At 34.7% G+C, this 18947-nt stretch carries 21 protein-coding genes; 9 read left to right on the top strand and 12 right to left on the bottom strand.

Annotation, left to right across the window (positions count from 1 at the left end):
- Positions 1–11: 11 nt before the first annotated feature.
- The 6 genes from CES88_RS10410 to CES88_RS10385 form a co-directional block, all read right to left on the bottom strand.
- Entirely contained in the window at positions 12–848 is an 837-nt protein-coding gene (locus tag CES88_RS10410; RefSeq protein WP_290734071.1) for a nucleotidyl transferase AbiEii/AbiGii toxin family protein, read from the bottom strand.
- Positions 845–1480 carry a hypothetical protein gene (locus CES88_RS10405; protein WP_290734069.1) on the bottom strand — a complete coding sequence of 212 codons (636 nt, stop codon included), beginning with the start codon at positions 1478–1480 and terminating at the stop codon, positions 845–847. The genes CES88_RS10410 and CES88_RS10405 overlap by 4 nt, the downstream gene beginning before the upstream one ends.
- Positions 1481–1640: 160 nt before the next feature.
- Positions 1641–1871, bottom strand: a complete 231-nt coding sequence (locus CES88_RS10400) for a hypothetical protein (RefSeq protein ID WP_290734067.1) — start codon at positions 1869–1871, stop codon at positions 1641–1643.
- The gene (locus tag CES88_RS10395; RefSeq protein ID WP_290734065.1) at positions 1868–2128 is read right to left on the bottom strand and encodes a hypothetical protein; all 261 of its coding nucleotides are present in this window, start codon (positions 2126–2128) and stop codon (positions 1868–1870) included. The genes CES88_RS10400 and CES88_RS10395 overlap by 4 nt, the downstream gene beginning before the upstream one ends.
- Before the next feature lie 209 nt (positions 2129–2337).
- Positions 2338–2739, bottom strand: coding sequence for a hypothetical protein (locus tag CES88_RS10390; protein WP_290734063.1), 402 nt, complete (start codon positions 2737–2739; stop codon positions 2338–2340).
- 17 nt (positions 2740–2756) lie between these two features.
- Entirely contained in the window at positions 2757–3113 is a 357-nt protein-coding gene (locus CES88_RS10385; protein ID WP_290734061.1) for a hypothetical protein, read from the bottom strand.
- Between the two features lie 211 nt (positions 3114–3324).
- Between CES88_RS10385 and CES88_RS10380 the strand changes: the two genes are divergently transcribed.
- The 9 genes from CES88_RS10380 to CES88_RS10340 are packed head-to-tail and all read left to right on the top strand — an operon-like array spanning position 3325 to position 12605.
- Complete coding sequence (locus CES88_RS10380; RefSeq protein ID WP_290734059.1) at positions 3325–4089, top strand: glycosyltransferase family 2 protein; 765 nt, start codon at positions 3325–3327, stop codon at positions 4087–4089.
- 44 nt (positions 4090–4133) lie between these two features.
- Positions 4134–5105 (top strand): glycosyltransferase, encoded by a 972-nt coding sequence (locus CES88_RS10375; RefSeq protein ID WP_290734057.1) that lies wholly within the window; start codon positions 4134–4136, stop codon positions 5103–5105.
- Positions 5106–5108: 3 nt separating this feature from the next.
- Positions 5109–6308 (top strand): glycosyltransferase family 39 protein, encoded by a 1200-nt coding sequence (locus CES88_RS10370; RefSeq protein WP_290734055.1) that lies wholly within the window; start codon positions 5109–5111, stop codon positions 6306–6308.
- A 58-nt stretch (positions 6309–6366) separates the two neighbouring features.
- The gene (locus CES88_RS10365; protein WP_290734053.1) at positions 6367–7419 is read left to right on the top strand and encodes a hypothetical protein; all 1053 of its coding nucleotides are present in this window, start codon (positions 6367–6369) and stop codon (positions 7417–7419) included.
- A complete protein-coding gene (rfbA, locus tag CES88_RS10360; RefSeq protein ID WP_290734050.1) occupies positions 7416–8288 on the top strand; it encodes a glucose-1-phosphate thymidylyltransferase RfbA in 873 nt (290 codons plus the stop codon). The genes CES88_RS10365 and rfbA overlap by 4 nt, the downstream gene beginning before the upstream one ends.
- On the top strand, positions 8285–8830 hold the full coding sequence (rfbC, locus tag CES88_RS10355) for a dTDP-4-dehydrorhamnose 3,5-epimerase (RefSeq protein ID WP_290734048.1): 546 nt from the start codon (positions 8285–8287) through the stop codon (positions 8828–8830). Before rfbA ends, rfbC begins: the two co-directional genes overlap by 4 nt.
- Positions 8827–9675: a dTDP-4-dehydrorhamnose reductase gene (gene rfbD, locus CES88_RS10350; RefSeq protein WP_290734046.1), complete on the top strand. Its 849-nt coding sequence runs from the start codon at positions 8827–8829 to the stop codon at positions 9673–9675. The genes rfbC and rfbD overlap by 4 nt, the downstream gene beginning before the upstream one ends.
- The gene (gene rfbB / locus CES88_RS10345) at positions 9668–10678 is read left to right on the top strand and encodes a dTDP-glucose 4,6-dehydratase (protein WP_290734044.1); all 1011 of its coding nucleotides are present in this window, start codon (positions 9668–9670) and stop codon (positions 10676–10678) included. Before rfbD ends, rfbB begins: the two co-directional genes overlap by 8 nt.
- Positions 10679–10691: 13 nt before the next feature.
- On the top strand, positions 10692–12605 hold the full coding sequence (locus CES88_RS10340; RefSeq protein WP_290734042.1) for a hypothetical protein: 1914 nt from the start codon (positions 10692–10694) through the stop codon (positions 12603–12605).
- On the opposite strand, the gene CES88_RS10335 is transcribed toward CES88_RS10340, so the two are convergent.
- From CES88_RS10335 to CES88_RS10310, 6 genes are all read right to left on the bottom strand, one after another.
- Entirely contained in the window at positions 12595–13602 is a 1008-nt protein-coding gene (locus CES88_RS10335; RefSeq protein WP_290734040.1) for a glycosyltransferase family 10, read from the bottom strand. The two genes, CES88_RS10340 and CES88_RS10335, sit on opposite strands and share 11 nt — an antisense overlap.
- Complete coding sequence (locus tag CES88_RS10330) at positions 13599–14588, bottom strand: glycosyltransferase (protein ID WP_290734038.1); 990 nt, start codon at positions 14586–14588, stop codon at positions 13599–13601. The genes CES88_RS10335 and CES88_RS10330 overlap by 4 nt, the downstream gene beginning before the upstream one ends.
- Positions 14589–15782, bottom strand: coding sequence for a DegT/DnrJ/EryC1/StrS family aminotransferase (locus tag CES88_RS10325; protein ID WP_290734036.1), 1194 nt, complete (start codon positions 15780–15782; stop codon positions 14589–14591).
- Positions 15772–16695: a GDP-L-fucose synthase gene (locus tag CES88_RS10320; RefSeq protein ID WP_290734034.1), complete on the bottom strand. Its 924-nt coding sequence runs from the start codon at positions 16693–16695 to the stop codon at positions 15772–15774. Before CES88_RS10320 ends, CES88_RS10325 begins: the two co-directional genes overlap by 11 nt.
- Before the next feature lie 3 nt (positions 16696–16698).
- On the bottom strand, positions 16699–17811 hold the full coding sequence (gene gmd, locus CES88_RS10315) for a GDP-mannose 4,6-dehydratase (RefSeq protein ID WP_290734032.1): 1113 nt from the start codon (positions 17809–17811) through the stop codon (positions 16699–16701).
- A gap of 61 nt (positions 17812–17872) precedes the next feature.
- Positions 17873–18817, bottom strand: coding sequence for a glycosyltransferase (locus CES88_RS10310; RefSeq protein WP_290734030.1), 945 nt, complete (start codon positions 18815–18817; stop codon positions 17873–17875).
- Positions 18818–18947: the final 130 nt, after the last annotated feature.

The following is an 18947-nucleotide window of genomic DNA, read 5'->3' as shown; positions in this document are numbered from 1 at the left end:
GTGTTAATGCTTTAAATAATTTTTTGAATTTTGCTCAAAAATAAGTCCTCACTCCAAAGGTTGAGAGAATCAAGCTCTTCAGGCTTCAAGAATCTTTCAACGTCACTTCTAACTTCTTTCCAATCTAATGTTTTAATTTTTTGACCTAACTCTCTTACAACAAAATTCCTATCAACTTTCACCAAACTGCTCTCTTGATAAGGACCTGACTGGAAAAGAGCATTCTTCAACAGCTCATAATTAATATCGACCTTCTTTTTAATATACCAAAGCAAGTCATACCAATCCCTTCCCTTTACATATCTTCGGCAAAGGAGTGCATGAATTTTCCCTGAAAATAATGTTTCCATAGAGCCTGTATTGATTTGATGTAAGATTGGGAAATCAAGATAAGACTTAACCTCCTCTGATCCGGCCGGAGGATTTGTGTCTATCCCAAGCTTAATAATAATCTTCTTAAGTCTCTTATTTTCCGGAAAAGATATCATCCACTTATCAGAGTCTTCCTTGAGTTCTCTAGACTTAACAAAGTTATCATCATTGGCCTTTTTAACCATCATATCAAGCCCATACTGCTTCAAAGTAAGTAGAACCTCATCCATATAGTCATTAAATTGAAAACCAGAGTCATTGGAACTCATAGTAAAATCAAGATCCTCTGAAAAGCGATTTAACCCATGAATAATTCGAAGTGCAGTTCCCCCACAGAAATGGACCCTATCAAAAAAGCTCGTTTTTGAAAGTGCAAAAAGTATAATCTCTTGAGTAATTTCTTTAATCGCATTCTGCTCTTCTTCTGCAGATCTAATATTATACTCACTCAATCTTTCAGTAACTATTTCATTCATAGTCTACTCCTAATATCTTTAAGAATGACCTGGAGTCGATAACTCCTATATACTTTCAACATTTCGTTTACTTTTTCTTTATTGACAAATTTCTTATAAGTTAAAAACTCATCAAAATCAAAACGCAGGTCTTCAACAAGACCTTCAACACTAGAGTATTTTTTCTTCATTAGGACAATATAATCCATCAATGCCTTTAAAGGCGTTGCTACAAGATACTTATACTCACCATCTCTAACTCGGTAGAAGCCAAAGTTAAAGTAACTAGTTTTTAAGTGTGAAAATGAATACTGCCCAACAGGAGTCTTAATAGAAGAGGAAGATTTCGTTGTAACTGACGTTGTTGTATAAACTGCTTCCGGAATTAATCCATAAAAAGAGAGGGCAGACTCCAGACTCACATAGGACGGATCAACTAGATAATTCGCAATCACAGATGAGCAATAAAGCTCCTTTTCTTCTCCAAGCAAGTATAGTCCTTTTCGAACTCGAATAAGATCACCTTTTTGGCATGCTCGTTTTAATAATGATTTCCTAGCATCAGTGGTTTTATGACTTAGTGCTGAGTTAATAACACTCAATGGAAGAATATTTGTTTCTAATTTTTTATAAACTTCACTAAGAACACTCATTCCAGCTCCATAACAAAGTGTCAATAAGTGACACTATATATAGATACTAGAATATCAGACACAGTGTTAAAGTCAATTTAAAGTGTCACCTAGTGACACTTTAAGTTAGTATGAGCCAATATTTCAATATAAATTCAAACATTTAAGTGATTGACAGAGTTCATGAGCTCTTCTTAAGGGCGTCAATCAAAACAGACTTTATATACCGCTGATAAGGCATACGAAGATTTGCGGCCCTATCTTTTAAGAGTTGCTTAAGCTCTCTAGGAAGCCTGATAGTGACAGTATCGTCAGCAAGAGCATCTCTAAGATCTATAGTTCTATCCTCTAAGACTTTATAACTATTTCCCTCTGCATGTTCTCTTAAACTATTTATCTTTTTCTTGTTCATTTGAATCTCCTATCAGGAAATAATGTAATCAATTGAATGACGTCAGCCCTTTGGCAAAATGGAGCTATGAATGGATAATCTTCAATTAACACTAAGAAACATTCTTGATTCGGATGATTCTTGCTTGTATTAGCAACAACGAGAAAATCACCGGCCTCAACTTGTTCAATCACATTCTTAAAGCTAGCTCTTCTCTCTTTCTTAGATTTTAATAATCTATTCTTTTCTTCACAATATACTATCCAAACCCTCTTCATCTCATTGTCTCACATATCTCAAAACTAGTAAATACCTAAGTAAAACATCTTCATATTTTCAACACATTATAGACCAGCAACCGGCTAAAAACATTATACTTTTCAGTCAAGGAAGTCAGATTTTTACAATTACTATAGAAAATAAGTTAACAAGATATCTCGAATTTAATGTTTAATGCTTTTGAAGTCTTCAGTTACATCATATAGAGCTATCCAACTTTATGTAGAGGTGTTGCTTCCTTTAAGTTTTCATTCAATTCATCGAAGGCCGTATAGCTATTTTCATAAGCAACAACTTTTTGCACGAGCTTAAAGAGCCTAGTTTCAGATAGTCTCCCTCTTATTTGGTAGGAACAAACGAGACTAATTGTAGACTTATCACTACTCAGAATATCGCATAAATTTTTCTGACTTAGAGAGTGCCTATTCTTAAATGAAATTACCGTTTTACATAATGCAACTTTATAGTTAACTGAAAGATCATCTGAAATATGAACCTCAGAAGGTATAAGCTTTCCTTCAAAGACTTCTCTCTCACACTCCTCCTCATCAAAAGAATTCACGGCCTCGAATTCAATATCATTTAATAATTCTTTCTTTTTATCTTTCATTTTTGACTCTCTATGATTCACTTTCTATATATTGTTACGATTGTTGCCAGTTCATTGCTCACTTTTCGTATATCAATTACCATTCGATAACTAACTTCCTCATCCCATACCTTAAAGATGTATCTTAAAACACCACTAGGAAGTAAAATTCTATTAAGCCCTTCCTTATCAATCTCATAGTTATTTAAATGAATTATAAAATATAAAACGTCTATATCCGTTAAAAAACTTCTCTGCTTAGTCTTGTAATCTCTTCTATTTTTATCCCACCCGAAGTTAATATGCTTAAGATCAAAAGCAATCCTTGTAATTCTATTACCGTCAATTATTACCCTTTTCTCCAACTCTCTTATAATCGTATTTATTTCTTTCAAAATGTAATCCTTAACATACTAACACGAGTTTGCATAACTGCAAACATATAAGAAACTCAATAAACACCACGAGTACAATTAAGAACCATCACGACTCAAGCCAACTATTTAAAAATTCATGAGCTTGGGCATTGGCTTTTCAATTTTTACATGCCAATTGATCAAATATTTATAAAGAACAATGACTCCTCTTTTGATATAGTAATTACATATGGTTAAGTTATCAGCAGTTATCATCACATTAAACGAAGAGCATAATATCAGAAGGTGCCTTGAATCCCTCGGCGGTGTCGTCGATGAGATTATTGTCGTGGATTCGTTTTCAACGGATAAGACGGAAGAGATCTGCAAAGAGTTTAACGTAAAGTGGATTCAAAATAAGTTTCTTGGTCATATTGAACAAAAGAATTTTGCCTTAAAGAGTGCGACCTACGATCATATTCTCTCTCTTGATGCAGATGAAGCGCTGGACGACGAACTTAGAGAGCAAATAACGGCGATTAAGAATAATTTTGAAGCCGATGGTTATTACTTCAATAGACTTACCCACTATGTCGATCAATGGATTTACAGATGTGGTTGGTATCCTGATAGTAAGCTAAGACTTCTAGATAGAACCAAGGGACAGTGGAGCGGGACAAATCCTCACGATATTATTTCGATGAACGAAGGTGCAAATATCAAAAAGCTCCAAGGCAACCTTCTTCACTATAGCTACGATTCAATTACAGATCATGTGAATCAGACAAATAAATTTACAACAATTGCGGCCATGGCAGCTTATAAGAATGGAAAGAGGTCTAATAATTTTAAGATTATGACTCGTCCTCTTTTGAAGTTTTTTAAAGATTACTTTTTAAAGCGAGGTTTTCTCGACGGAAAGTACGGTTTTGTCATTTGCTGTATCAATTCTCTCTCCGCACTTCTTAAGTACTCTAAACTTAAAGATCTGCAGGATGGTAAGAGAATAAATTAACGCACAACTCATAACATTAGGTACGTGGTACCTTGCGGGAAAAGATGAAGATAGTTTTTGAACATAAGGGAATTCTTCCTGTTAAGAAGTATGGTGGTATTGAGAGAATTCTCTTTTGGCATATGAAAGAGCTGGCCAAGCGTGGTCATGAAGTTACGCTCATCGGGCATCCTGAATCACAAGTTGAAGAATATGGAATCAAACTCATCACCTGCGAGGGAGATCCAAAAGAGATGCTCGACTCACTAAAAGAAAGTGACTACGACCTCATTCACCTAACTTATAACTACGAACCAAAATCAAAAATTCCTACAATTATAAATATGCAATGCAATGGTCAAATTGGAGAGAAGTTCTCGAAGAACTCTGTCTTTGTCTCTAAGAAGCATGCAGAAAATCATGGATCAAGTGTATTTATCCACAATGCTCTAGACTTCACAGAATATCCTTACGAAGCAAAAGAAAAAGGATTTGAAAACTTTCTCTTTCTTGCCAAAGGGTCGTGGAGTGTAAAAAATCTCAAACACTGCATAAGTGTGTGCAAGAAATCAAAGAAGCACCTTCATATCGCCGGAGGTAGATCTCTCCTCCCTTCTAGATATATTCACTCCCACGGCATGGTCGGAGGAGTTGAAAAACTTGAAATCATGAGAAAGTGTGACGCTTTTCTTTTTCCCGTTAGATGGCATGAGCCATTTGGTATCGCTATCATCGAGGCCATGGCCATGGGAATGCCAGTCTTTGGGAGTCCGTATGGATCTCTCCCAGAGATCATTACGCAAGTGAGTGGAACAATTTGTCACAATAAGAAAGAACTACTAGAAGCGGTTGGAACTAAAACGAATAACTTTGATAGAGATGCCATTAGAAAGTATGTTGAAGAAAATTTCTCCATTCAAAAATTAACTGATGAGTACTTAAAGCTCTATGAAAGAATTTTGAGTGGCGAAAACCTACATGAGTCAAACCCGACTTGGCAATTGAATCAAAGTCCAGAAACATTACTAGAGTATTAGAAAATGAATTTTAGTAAAATAAATCTAAGAAATAACAAACCACTTATTGCGTGGACACTATCACTACTGCTCATTTCTATTTTCATTGTAAAAGCAAATTATGTTGCCAGAGAAAATGACTCTAGACTTTATAGTAGATTTACTGCACAACTCAACTCAAAACCACTTAGTCAATTCCTTGCCCTAGAATGGAGGGACTACTCTTGGTACGCTGAAACAGAAACCCCTTATGTAAGAGATCATCTAACAGGACAGTTCATCCTTCCCGTACTACTCGCAAAACTGGGATACTCTGAAAAACATTCGATCTACTTTGTAAATTCATTCTATAAAGCTCTATCACTATTTTTTATTTTTCTTATTGCCTGTAAATACTTTCCTCGAAATATTTCGGCACTGATGACCATTCTCGTCCAGATAACTCCAGTCTCCTTAAATTATCAAATGAGAGCAAATCACGAACCGGCCCTTCTACTCCTGGTTTTAATGGCAATATACGGAGTAGTAAAGCTCAACGAAAATAAGAAATACCTCTTACTTATTCTCTTTAGCATTCAATTTTGTTTTCTTATAAAAGGAATCGCTTTTCTTCCGATCATTCCTGTTATCTTTGCAATTTACTTTCTTACAAATAGACCGATTAAGATTTCACAATGTAGCACACTAGTACTCATAAGCTCTTCAGTTTTACTAACCGCCCTAGTCTATGAACTTGTCTTTAAAAAATTAACTCATGTAAGTTTCTTTGAGCAATATATAAAAGTTCAACTTCTCGGTAGATCATTTAGCGAAGAAAGTAGTTCCATCCCGCTACTTGGAAATATAAAAGCATTTGGATACTACTTTTCTAGACTGTTAAGCTACTCTCTTCCATGGTCACTAGTGGCCATTATTATAATGGTAAAGAATAAGTTCTCTCTTAGTATCACAAAACGAGAAAGAAACTTTTACTACTCGCTTCTTTCTGCTGCATTAATTTACGTTCTTACTTTTTCAATTTCTAGTAGAACAGCAAGTAGATATATTTATCCATCCTACTTTCTTGTCTCTTCAGTTTGTATCATGTTCATACTAAATAACTTCAAAGAAAAACTAAGTGCGAAAGAGACAAGATTTCATATTATTTCTGCCATAACTTTTCTCATACTAACGTCTATTAGTATTTTTAAAGCTATTGGCAATGAGGCCCTCTATCCTCATTAATAAATTAACAACTTATTTTGAATGAGATAGTATAAATAAAAATAGAAATAAGGTGTTTATGACTAAAATATATGGTTTTACATTTATGCGCGGGGTCGATCGATTAGATTACCCCTATATGGAAATGCTTGAATCTATGGGAAACCTCACAGAGAAGATATACCTTGCTCTTGGGGACTCTGATGATAATACTGGCAAAAATGTAAGAACTCTTCCAAATGTAGAGGTCATTGATACGACTTGGGAAGATAAGTACATGGGAGACGGGGGGAAGATCTTTTCCCAACAGGCCAATGTCGCTCTTGATAGGTTGAGAGAAGTTCACGGAGAAGAAGATGATGCTTGGGCACTATTTCTTCACTGTGATGAAATTATTCACCCAGCTGAGTATCAACAACTCCAAGAAGATCTCAAGAAGGCCATCGCTGAAGGTGCCGATGCTATCAGGTTAAGGTTTTTGCACTTTTGGAAAGATCACTACCATATTGCTGCAAATAAGAGATGGCAGCCGGCTGAAATTAGACTCTTTAAACTTAAGTCACCTATTGTCTGCTACGGAGACGCTCAAGGCTTTGATAAATTTACAAAACAAATTGATAGTGATGTAAATTTATTCCACTACGGTCACGTTCGCCCAGCGGAGCAACATAAACTCAAGCAAGAAGAAATCATGAGAAGAATTCGTCCTGCTGAAAAATTTAACAAGTACTGGAATAGAGAAAAGAAGGCTTTTGCAAAAACAAAGATGCTAACAATTTTCTGCAAGCATCCAGAATTCATGAGAGACAGAATAGAAAGACTTGGAGATAATTTTGATCTTCCTGAAAAAGAAGAATTGCACATTGTTGGAAATAAAAAAAACTATAGCACTAAATTCTTAAATTCTTTAAATGTAAAAAGTATTACTTGGCATGACTCGAGAGAGACTGTTCCAAAGAATAAGAGAAAGAAAGACATGATCATAGTAAGACCAAGTTTTGGCGAACAGATCATTTTCAAACAACCAAAATCAGTAAAAATGGAATCTCCTCTAGCAAAAGAATGGTCACCAGAAATGGAGCTACTCTTTAGAATCTCAGAGAAAGATTGCTCACAAAAGGAGATTAAGTGAAAGGAATCATTCTAGCAGGAGGCTCTGGCACTCGTCTCCATCCAGCAACACTATCTATTTCAAAGCAGATAATTCCCGTATATGACAAACCGATGATCTACTATCCACTTTCAGTTTTAATGCTTTCTGGAATTCAAGATATTTTAATCATCTCGACACCGAGAGATCTTCCAAACTTTAAAAATCTCTTAGGAGATGGATCTAATATAGGACTTAATTTATCCTACGCCGAGCAATCCTCCCCTGATGGATTAGCACAGGCTTTTATCATTGGAGAAGACTTTATTGGAAATGATGAAGTTTGCTTAATCCTTGGTGACAATATTTACTATGGCCATGGATTAACGACAAAACTTGAAAATGCTTCTACGTTAACTAAGGGAGCTAAAATATTTGGTTACTATGTAAATGATCCAGAGAGATATGGCGTTGCTGAGTTTAATAAAGAAAGGAAAGTTATTTCCATTGAGGAAAAGCCATTAGAGCCTAAATCAAATTACGCTGTCACTGGACTCTACTTCTATGACAACGATGTTATTGAAATTGCAAAAAATGTTAAGCCGTCAAAAAGAGGAGAGCTTGAAATAACTTCTGTTAATCAAGCCTATCTTGAAAGAGGTGATTTAGAGATGGAGCTTCTAGGAAGAGGGATCGCATGGCTCGATACTGGAACACACTCTTCACTGCTTGAAGCCTCTAACTTCATTCAAACAATTGAGAAGAGGCAGGGACTAAAAATTGCCTGTCTTGAAGAAATTGCTTTTAAAAAGGGTTGGATAACTGCCGAAGCTGTTGAAAGTATGGCCCAGCAATTATCAAAGAGTGATTATGGTCAACACTTACTAAGAGTTTTAAAGGAGAGCAAATGATCGAGACTACTTTTATAAAGGATCTTGTGATTTTCACTCCAAGAGTTTTTGAAGATGAGAGAGGTCATTTCTTTGAAAGCTATAATGAAAAATCTTTTCTAGAAAATGGAATTACCACTAAATTTGTACAAGATAATCAATCTTTCTCTACCTATGGAACTTTAAGAGGTATGCACCTCCAACGGGGAGATCACGCTCAGGCAAAGCTTGTCCGTGTCACTAAGGGAGAGGTTTTAGACGTAGCAGTTGACTTAAGACCAGATTCTGCCACTTTTGGAAAGTATCTATCAGTGAAGCTCTCCGAAGAAAATCACAAGCAAATTTTTATTCCAAGAGGATTTGCCCACGGCTTTGTAGTTCTATCTAAAGAGGCAATCTTTCAATATAAAGTTGATAACTACTATAATAAAGAAAGTGAAGCTGGTTTTATTTTTAATGATCCAAGTATTGCTATCGATTGGTTGATTCCAGAATCTGATATTTCCTTATCAGAAAAAGATCAAATTCTGCCAAGTTTTAATGGCCTTAAAGAGAGATTATGATTTATATCTTTGGGGCCAATGGACAACTCGGTCAATCAATTAAAAAAGTTATTCCTAGAAATATAGAGACAAGGTTTCTAACTTCAAGTGATTTAGATATTACAGATGAAAGCAGTCTTCAAGATTTTTTTAAGTCTTGCCATAAGAATGACTTTATTATTAATTGCGCCGCCTACACTGCCGTTGATAACGCTGAAAAAGAAAAAGACAGAGCATTTTTAATTAATGCTCATGCGCCTAAGAAAATTGCCCAACTATGTAAAGAAAATGACATCAATCTTATCCATATTTCTACTGACTATATTTTTGATGGAATTAGCAATACTCCAATTAAAGAAGACCAAGAACCAAACCCTATTAATACCTACGGAGCTTCTAAATTAGAGGGAGAAAGAGGTATTTTATCCTCTGGCTGTAAGTATATAATCATTCGAACTTCATGGGTCTTTTCAGAGTTTGGGTCTAATTTTCTAAAAACTATGATCAATTTATCTGATAGAGATCAACTCACTGTTGTCTCAGATCAAATAGGCTCTCCCACTTACGCTCCAGACTTAGCATCAGCGATAATAGAATGTATTCAAGACTTTGATCAGTGTAAGAATGAAGTTTACCATTTTTCAAATAGTGGAAAGTGTAGCTGGTTTGAGTTCTCAAAGGCCATAATGGAATCCATTGATGCTAAAACGAAAATACTTCCAACTCCAACCTCAGGCTATCCAACACCGGCCAAAAGACCAGCATATTCACTTTTAAATGTAAGTAAGATAGAGTCAAAAGGCATTAGAATTAGAAATTGGAAAGAAGCTCTAGCAAGCTGTATTAAGGAATTAAAAAATGACTGAAAAATCTATTTTAATAACAGGTGGAGCTGGATTTATTGGCTCAAATTTCATTATCAATTTCTTGAATAAATATAGTGATTACAAAGTTATTAACCTCGATCTATTAACCTACGCCGCTGACTTAAATAATTTAAAAGAAGTTGAAAGTAATCCTAATTACACTTTTATAAAAGGTGATATTTGTGATCGTCCACTTATTGAAGATATTTTTAATAAGTATCATATAAACGGAGTTATCCACTTTGCAGCAGAGTCTCATGTGGACAACTCAATTACAGGTCCCGATGCTTTCATTAGAACAAATATAAATGGTACTTTTACACTTTTAGATGTGGCGAGAAAGTATTGGATGAGCGCACCCTTTGAAATTAAGCCTGGCCATGAGCAGTCTCGCTTTCATCATATTTCTACAGACGAAGTCTATGGAACTCTAGGAGAAACGGGCTACTTTACAGAAGAGACCCCTTACGCCCCGAACTCTCCATACTCAGCTTCTAAAGCTTCATCAGATATGATTGTTAGAAGCTATTTTCATACCTATGGTATGAATGTTGTCACCACTAATTGCTCTAACAACTATGGCCCAAGACAACACGGTGAAAAACTCATTCCTACAATTATAAGAAAGGCCTTAGCTGAAGAACCAATTCCAATCTACGGAGATGGAAAGAATGTCAGGGACTGGCTCTATGTTGATGATCACTGTTCAGCAATTGATCTAGTTTTTCACAAAGGAAGATCTGGAGAGACTTACAATATTGGAGGCGACGCCGAGAAAACTAACCTTGAGGTTGTAGGTGAGATATGTGCTAGGCTTGATCAGTTAAAACCACGAGAAAGTGGTATGAAATACGAAGAGCTCGTAACTTTTGTAAAAGATCGAGCTGGCCATGACAAACGTTATGCTATTGATGCAACTAAAATAAAGTCACATCTAGAATGGAGCTTCCAACACTCTTTCAACAAAGGGATAACTCTTTCAATTGATTGGTATCTAGATTAACTATTGGCCCAAGATGAATAAGTTAAAGTATTTCTCAACACCAGTCTGTTTAATTCTGATTCTCATCAGCTTTCTTAGTGTCATAGTGGGAAAGAGTTATACGCACTGGGATACGTTTGATGTTATCACCACAAACTTTATATACCTCTCCGATTCATTAAAGAGTGGCATCCTTGCCTTCTGGAATCCTTTTGTATTGTCAGGAACTCCTCTATTAGCAAGTAGCTTTTTTACAAATTCTTTATACTCACCAATTGACCTGTGCTTACTCCTGCTAAGTCTCTTCATTTCTCCTGTTTACCTAGCTGAAGTGAATATTATAATTGGTGCATTCTTATTCTTCTATGGTTCAAAACTCTTATTTCAAAACCTAAATTTCTCTAAGAATATTTCCAACTATATAGGATTAATGAGCACTTTAGTTATGATTCCTCCAGTTGTTGGACAAATCAGCTTCATCTACTCCTTGGCCCTCCTCGTTTGGCTTACTTATTTTAATCTAGACCAGCAAAGAAAAACTTTCTTCAAAGTACTATTACAAGCATGTATAATCGCCTCTTTAACAGTAAAGGGATACTTTTACTACATCACCATTTTCTTTTTATTTAATCTTGTCGTTGCTCTTTACTTTACCAAAAAAAATAAGAAGTCTTTCCAATTCTTCCTTTTACAAAAGATGCCCCTTTTCCTAATTCCGACTATCTTTTTCTTAATATTAAATCTTGAAGGAACTCTCGATTTTATTAAACAATATAGTGAACTTACAGGAGATCTCATTATTAAGGAGCCAAGACTGCGTCAGCTGTCGGGTAATGTGACTCACGGACTATCCCTATCATCAATTTTAAAAAGTTTTTTCTCTTTTCGAGAGTCCACATGGGGCGCTCTTAACTTCTCCTACTATTCATTAATAGTTCTTCCCCTTACACTCATTTCACTTAGAAGAATTAATAAAGAAAAAAAGACTATACTTTTTTTAATTATATCCATTATTGTATCAATGCTTTTTTCTTCGAATGAAAAAATGATACTTGCCTTTACGTCAAGAATTCCAATTATCTCATCTTTTCGCTGGGTATTTTATAATCTTCACATAGCAATATTCTTGACCATTATTTTATCCTCCTATGGATTAAAAGAACTTCTCTCCTGTCTTTCTAAAAAGAAAGAAGCAATTGCATCTTTCATTATTCTCATTACTATTACCTCAATCACTTTAAAACTAGGAATACAGAGAGAGTCAAATGGTGGAAGAAAGAGTATTCAAGATTTTCCTAAAGAGCTAAAGCATCGATTAAAAGCTTCACCAGTACTCAGTGAAAATTCAAGAGTTCTAAATAATGCTCCAGAGTTCGAGTATAATGACTATTCTTGGCTATCAAAGAAAATACCGATCTCTCATGGCTATAATAATACTATCTCTGAATATTACTGGCGCATGAAAGATATGCCATTCAACAGTAAAATTGTAAGATTTTCATGCAACATAAACCTAGAGAGCAATATTCAAAGAAAAGATTTCAAATCAGATAATGATTTTGTGGATGCTAAAATTTCTCAAATAAATCCTTCGAAAGAATCATTCTTAACAAATAATGAAAGTAGCATAACCAAGTGCGCCGAATCTAATTACAAAATAAGTAATTTTTCGCTATCACCAAACTCTCTCCTCTTTACTATTGAAACCATGTCTAAAGGAATGATCATCATCAATCAAAATAACAAAAGTGGATGGAGCGCTTTAGTAGATGGAAAGGAATCTAAAATTTATAAAATGAATCACATATTTCAAGGCCTACTTCTTAACACTCCAGGAAAGTATGTGATCAAACTCACTTATCTTCCAAAGACAGGAGTTATTTTAATAGTTTTTTACTTATCGATATTATCTCTTCTTCACTTTTATCAAAAAAAATCTAACTTTTAAGACAAAGTATTTTTTTTGACAAGTTTTTTGCAAAGTACTCACTAGAAAAGAACTTTGCTTCTTCTGACTTTAAATAAGCAAGAATATTTTCTTGATACTTAAGAATCGACTCATACTTTAAACTCTTAAGATGTAAGTAAAGAGCTTCGTTTGTTGAAAATACTCGCCTATCAATAAAACAGTTTTCAGGTACAAACGCTCTAATATTTTGAGCTCCCCAATAAATAGGAATACAGCCCGCGAATAGTGCATCAAAAATTTTCTCTGTTATATACCCTGTTATATCGTATCCATTCTCATAACATATATTAAATTGATATCTTCTTAAGGTTTCGAATTTACTATCTACTAGACCTTTGTATGAACAAGTTGTTCTCTTTGGTAAAAACTTATAAGCTCCCAATTTTTTCAATATCTTACCAATAACTTGGGAACCAAAATTATACTGATCCCATCCAAATCCATAATAATCAAAATCATAAGAATGATTCTTCTCAAACCAATGAATAGTTTTTAATCTTTCAGAATAAAGCTCTCTTTCATGCCTAGATGTTTTATTTCCTGATATGAGAGCAGCAAACTTCTCTCTAAGGCACTTCTCAGGATTAGTATAATGAAATGTATTAGGAAAATTCATTTTAAAATACTTCACATTATCTACATAATCATCATTCCAGGTGAAAATTTTCTTGAATTGATCGTGCTTCCTTAGATCCCAATTATCTGGTCTAATAATATCTGATTCAAAAATCAATAGATATGACTTCTCTTTAACTACATTTGAAAAGTCTTTTGGCATTTCATTATAAATGACAACTTCTGACTCAATCTCTGAATTTACATCCTGAGTAGATAAGTCATAACCCTTTAGCTTAAACTCTTCTTTTAAAAGAAAGAAGGCCCTTAGACAGTCGTCTCTGTTGAGAGATTTATTACCTAAATCAAAAAGTCTATTACCCATATAGGGAGCGGAGACAACAATTGTAGCCTTCTTCACCTTGAAAGCTCCTCAAAAAAATCTCTCAATCTATTTATATAGCCATGCTCATTCTTTGCTTTCAAATGGCCAACCTCTTTAATCTTCTCTCTTAAAGAATCATTAGAAAGGTAGTACTTTATTAGCATTTCAGCCTCATCTAAATCGCTGAAACAAGCGACTTCTCGACCTATATCGTAATAGTCTTCTATCCCTGGAGCATAATTAGTTAATTGAAATCCTCCAAAGAAATTTATTTCAAAATTTCTTGCTTTCATCTGACTCATGCTTTTTTTTGATTTTATAGTATGAGCAATATTTAGAGGATTTGCTAAAAGATATTTAAGATCAAAACTATTACTATTAGAGAGATTTAAGTTAATTTTGGATTCAATAAACATCTGATTCATTTGCTCGCTAGTCAAGGAACCATTCTCCCAGCCAAACCCAAAGCATTGAATATCTATGCCACGCTTTCTCAATTGATCAGTAAACCATTTTCTATATGGATGCTTAGCTCCAACAAAAGTAGCATCATACTTATAACCAGTGAACTCAGGTAGTTTGTTTTGATCAATAGCGGCCCATTGACTCATAAACACATTCTCCACTCCAAGCTTTTTATATTTTGGTATCGAGAACTTATCTGTTGTTATGCACCAGCTAAAGCTCTTAGCATACTTATAAGTATAGTTATCAAAACGCCAAGAATCATCCCCAAACCAATTAACTGTAGTATACTTTTCTTTTAAATTCTTTAACGTACTTACTTCAAAGTGATCCCTGAAAATTATAAAAAAGATAAGATCAGGTTTAACCTGATCTGCTTTTTTTAAAAGAGCCTCCTGTAGAGGTTTCGTATTATTAAGATATTTATCATAATAAAAAGGAATGACTTCATGACCAAGATTCTCTAACGTCTTCTTAAAACCATCTTGCCCGATACAGTTCTTACCACGAGACTTAATTCCATAATCATATTCAATATCTACAAATAATATCTTCATTTATAACTTTAAATTTACAAATTCTTCTACTTTCGCTTGTAGTAGATCAATTGCTTTTTTCATGTCAACATGATGATTTCCAACAAAGAAGCTTTTTGTATCTACTCTATCAGCATTCTTTAATTCACCATGAATTTCGTAATCAAAATATTTAATTACCTCATTCTTTGTAAAGTTCCCCGTTACAACTGGACGACACTCTATTTTATTCTTCTCAAGAAATGCTATTAATTCACTTCTCTCAAAAGGAGTATCATCCTTAAGTGTAAGAGCAAATCCAAACCAACTGGACTCCCCGACTTCAGCTTGAATATGAAAATACTTCGAACTTGAAAACTGCTCTTTAAAGTAATTAGCATTCTCTCTGCGTTCTTCAATAAATTTTGGCAATTTTTTGAGCTGAGCAATTCCAATAGCACCACTCATTTCGACTGGCCTTACATTATAACCAGGTAGAACAAATTTAAATGATTCCTCAAATGGGTTATCTGATTTCGTTCCTGTTACTAAATTTTCCTTTGGCAAATGTCTCGTCCAACCATGTGATCTAAGAGACAGCATAATATGATAGAGTTCTTCATCATCAGTAGTTATTAAACCACCTTCCATAGTAGACATATGATGACTAAAAAATGTCGAGTATCCACCTAGTAATCCAAAAGTTCCGGCCATTTTACCATTAAACTTTGCCCCTAATGATTCACAGTTATCTTCGTAAATAATAATGTCTTTATTAGCAATGATTTCATTAATTCTATCGAAATCATTTGAGTTTCCGAGTAAATTAACAGCGACAATTAATTTAGTATTGTCACTTATAGCAGTGCTTAATGCATCTAAATCGTAATTAAGTGTGTCTTTATCAATATCTACAAATTTAACCTTTAGACCGTACTGTTGCAAAGGAGTATAAGTTGTCGACCATGAAACGGCAGGAACAATAACTTCATCCCCTTTTTTCAGTGGATTCTCTTTTCTATAAAATAAACTTGCAATTGCAATTAAATTTGACGTCGATCCAGAATTAACCATCACGCAATATTTAGCTCCAATATACTTTGAAAAATCTTCTTCAAATTGCTCAACATATTGACCCATGCTATATCTATCAGACTTAATAACTGCATTAATGGCGTCAATTTCTTCATGATCCCAGCTCGACAGTGCCAGCGGGAAGCTATTTTCAGTTTCCATAATTCTCCATAAAAAACTCATATGTTTTGGTTACGCCCAACTTTAGACTTACCTTAGATTTCCATCCAAGATCTGTGAGGCGCTGTATATCTACAACTTTTTGCTTCATTCCAACTGGCCTATCTAAGTTATGAAAAAATTCACCATTCCAACCGATTATGCTTGCTATTGCCTCATAATACTCATTTATAGAGTAGTCATAACCTAAACCTACATTTAAATAATTTGGGACTTTTTCAAAATTTTCTAATGCAAATGAGATAAAATCTGCGAGCTCAGAGGCCAACATAAATTCTCTTCGGGCTTTTCCATCTCCCCATATCTCAACTCTTGACTCTTTATTTAATTTTGCTTCGTGAATTTTTCTTATAACCGCTGGAATCATATGAGAGTTTTCAGGGTCAAATTTATCGTAGCTACCAAATAGGTTACATGGAATAATTGTTTTATACTGATAACTACTATCTTCTTTACTGATATACTCACATAATCTTGCTACAACTATTTTTGCTAATGCATAGCCTTCATTTGTTGGCTCCAACTCTCCCTTTAGAATAAGATCTTCATTCAGGGGATTAGAGGCTTCGCGAGGGTACATACAAGAGCTACCTAAGTTAATCAACTTCTTAATTTTCGCATCTCTTGCCGCAATGACAAGATTTCTACCCATATCCATATTTTCAACCAAGAAGCTTACGGGATTTTTTATGTTAGCTTGTATTCCACCAACTCTACCTGCACAATGAATAATAACATCAGGTTTATTCTTATCTAAATAACTCTTAACGCTATCAATATCTAATAGATTTAATTCGGAACTCTTTGGAGAGAGAACTTCATTTTCTTGTATCTTGGTATTTTCAAGAAGGTTGCGACCCACCATTCCTGATCCACCAGTAATTAAAAGCTTCATACGTTACTCAAAATATCTTTTTATTTCATAACCACCCTCTTGAAGGTAGCGATCTTTTTGCATCAATTTTAAATCACTCTGAACCATCTCTTTTACGAGAGAATCTAGATCGTACTTTGGCTTCCAACCAAGCTTTTTCTGGGCCTTTGTAGGATCTCCTATAAGAAGTTCAACTTCAGTTGGTCTAAAGTATCTAGGGTCAACGTGCACAACCTCGGCTCCAACTTCTAATTTAAAATCACCTGTACATTTCCTCACCTTACCAACTTCTTCCACACCTGATCCTTCAAACTCAAGTTCAATTCCAAGCTCCCCAAAAGCCTTGTGGATAAAGTCTCGAATTGTCGTAGTGATACCTGTGGCAAGAACAAAATCCTCTGGAGTATCTTGTTGAAGCATCAAATACATACCTTCGATATAATCTTTTGCATGTCCCCAATCTCTCTTTGCATCTAGATTACCCATATATAATTTCTTGTCCAAGCCAAGTGCTATTTTGGCAGCGGCCCTTGTAATCTTTCTCGTTACAAATGTCTCTCCACGAATTGGACTCTCATGGTTAAAGAGAATTCCATTACAAGCAAACATCTCATAGGCCTCCCTATAGTTTACTGTTATCCAATAGCCATAAAGTTTTGCGACTCCATATGGAGACCTTGGATAGAAGGGTGTCGTTTCTCTCTGAGGAACCTCTTGAACAAGTCCATATAATTCAGAAGTACTGGCTTGATAAATTTTAGTCTTCTTTGTCATTCCCAAAAGTCGTACAGCCTCAAGAATCCTCAAAGGTCCTAGAGCATCCGTATTTGCTGTATACTCAGGTGTTTCAAAAGAAACTTGAACATGAGACATCGCCGCTAAATTATAAATTTCATCAGGCTGAGTTTCTTGAATAATTCTAGTAATATTCATTGAGTCCGTCATATCACCATAGTGCAAGTGAAACTTCGAACTTTCAGAGTGAACGTCTTCAAAGATATGATCAACTCTATCAGTATTAAACTGAGAACTTCTTCTCTTAATTCCGTGAACTGTGTAACCTTTTTTCAATAGAAATTCTGAAAGGTAGGCGCCATCTTGTCCTGTGACACCTGTAATCAACGCTATTTTACTCATGAGATATCCTTTTTTATGAGCGTATAATATAACGTTTTCTCTTGATAATAGAAATAAAAAACTATTTAACTAACCTTAGAATACGCGCTATCCAAATAACAAGAATCTTCAAATAAAAGGAACTGTGCCAATAACTAGACAGCGCTACTCGAAAATATTTAACCCCTAGAGGACTCAAACGCTCTTTTGATCCATTCAAAACCCTAAGAGCAAGATCTTTCAGACACAGAAAGTCATAAAAGTCCGAAAGCCTCTCGTTTTCAGCCTTGTCAAAGTACTCATCAATAACAAGAAACATATCATGACGCACGACTCTATTCTTCTTCATTCTATAACTTGTACTTATATCTGCAACACGGTAATCAATTAAAGGCTGATTTATAACTGCGAAGCACCCAAGCTTAGCAATTCGCAACCAAATATCAAGGTCAGCCGAACTCTTATATCTTGAACCATTCCAGGTTTTAATATCTTGGTTATAAATAGAAGTTTTAACCATAACACTGGGGCAAGTAACAATATTTCCATATTTTAAAGTAAGCTCTAAAAGCTCCTTGAACCCTAGGACTGTTAACTCACTCTTTCTTAATTCTTCAGGAAGAAACCTTTCTCCTATTTTCTTTCCACTATGATCAATTTCATTCGCATGAGTACTAACGGCCAGAAGCTTCGGAGTATCAATGAATGCCTGTACTTGTCTCTCAACTATATTTTCTGCGTATATATCGTCAGCGTGATAAATCGCAGTAAAATCAGAATCCGCAACCTGTAGACATCTTGTAAAATTTCCCTCTGCACCTAAATTCTCAGAAGACATTCGTATTTCAAAATTTTTAATTTTCTTTGTAAAACTCTCAGCAATTGTAAGAGTATTATCAGATGAGCAATTATCAAAAATAATAACTCTAATATTAGAGTATGTTTGCTTGCTGATCGATTCCAAAGTATCGAAAATCGAAGCCTCTGAGTTAAATGTTGGGACGCAAACTGTTACTAGCTTATTCATTGTTGTAATAATATATTAAAAAAGGGGTTTAAGGAAATAACTTAGCTCTTATAAATACTAGAGCCTAAATGTTTATTTAACGTATATTTAACTATAATATATATGAAACGAACCCTATTCTTAGATCACC

Source organism: Halobacteriovorax sp. JY17 (assembly GCF_002753895.1).
Classification (GTDB): Bacteria; Bdellovibrionota; Bacteriovoracia; order Bacteriovoracales; family Bacteriovoracaceae; genus Halobacteriovorax.
Note: the sequence above shows the minus strand (reverse complement) of the source record. Positions and strands in the feature narration are given on the sequence as shown.

Coding starts and splice junctions, on each gene's coding strand:
- CES88_RS10390 (WP_290734063.1), bottom strand. CDS start 2,739: ATGAAAGATAAAAAGAAAGAATTATTAAATGATATTGAATTCGAGGCC.
- CES88_RS10395 (WP_290734065.1), bottom strand. CDS start 2,128: ATGAAGAGGGTTTGGATAGTATATTGTGAAGAAAAGAATAGATTATTA.
- CES88_RS10380 (WP_290734059.1), top strand. CDS start 3,325: ATGGTTAAGTTATCAGCAGTTATCATCACATTAAACGAAGAGCATAAT.
- CES88_RS10400 (WP_290734067.1), bottom strand. CDS start 1,871: ATGAACAAGAAAAAGATAAATAGTTTAAGAGAACATGCAGAGGGAAAT.
- CES88_RS10320 (WP_290734034.1), bottom strand. CDS start 16,695: ATGAAGCTTTTAATTACTGGTGGATCAGGAATGGTGGGTCGCAACCTT.
- gmd (WP_290734032.1), bottom strand. CDS start 17,811: ATGAGTAAAATAGCGTTGATTACAGGTGTCACAGGACAAGATGGCGCC.
- CES88_RS10375 (WP_290734057.1), top strand. CDS start 4,134: ATGAAGATAGTTTTTGAACATAAGGGAATTCTTCCTGTTAAGAAGTAT.
- CES88_RS10330 (WP_290734038.1), bottom strand. CDS start 14,588: ATGAAGATATTATTTGTAGATATTGAATATGATTATGGAATTAAGTCT.
- CES88_RS10340 (WP_290734042.1), top strand. CDS start 10,692: ATGAATAAGTTAAAGTATTTCTCAACACCAGTCTGTTTAATTCTGATT.
- CES88_RS10310 (WP_290734030.1), bottom strand. CDS start 18,817: ATGAATAAGCTAGTAACAGTTTGCGTCCCAACATTTAACTCAGAGGCT.
- CES88_RS10325 (WP_290734036.1), bottom strand. CDS start 15,782: ATGGAAACTGAAAATAGCTTCCCGCTGGCACTGTCGAGCTGGGATCAT.
- rfbC (WP_290734048.1), top strand. CDS start 8,285: ATGATCGAGACTACTTTTATAAAGGATCTTGTGATTTTCACTCCAAGA.
- rfbD (WP_290734046.1), top strand. CDS start 8,827: ATGATTTATATCTTTGGGGCCAATGGACAACTCGGTCAATCAATTAAA.
- CES88_RS10370 (WP_290734055.1), top strand. CDS start 5,109: ATGAATTTTAGTAAAATAAATCTAAGAAATAACAAACCACTTATTGCG.
- rfbB (WP_290734044.1), top strand. CDS start 9,668: ATGACTGAAAAATCTATTTTAATAACAGGTGGAGCTGGATTTATTGGC.
- CES88_RS10410 (WP_290734071.1), bottom strand. CDS start 848: ATGAATGAAATAGTTACTGAAAGATTGAGTGAGTATAATATTAGATCT.
- CES88_RS10405 (WP_290734069.1), bottom strand. CDS start 1,480: ATGAGTGTTCTTAGTGAAGTTTATAAAAAATTAGAAACAAATATTCTT.
- CES88_RS10365 (WP_290734053.1), top strand. CDS start 6,367: ATGACTAAAATATATGGTTTTACATTTATGCGCGGGGTCGATCGATTA.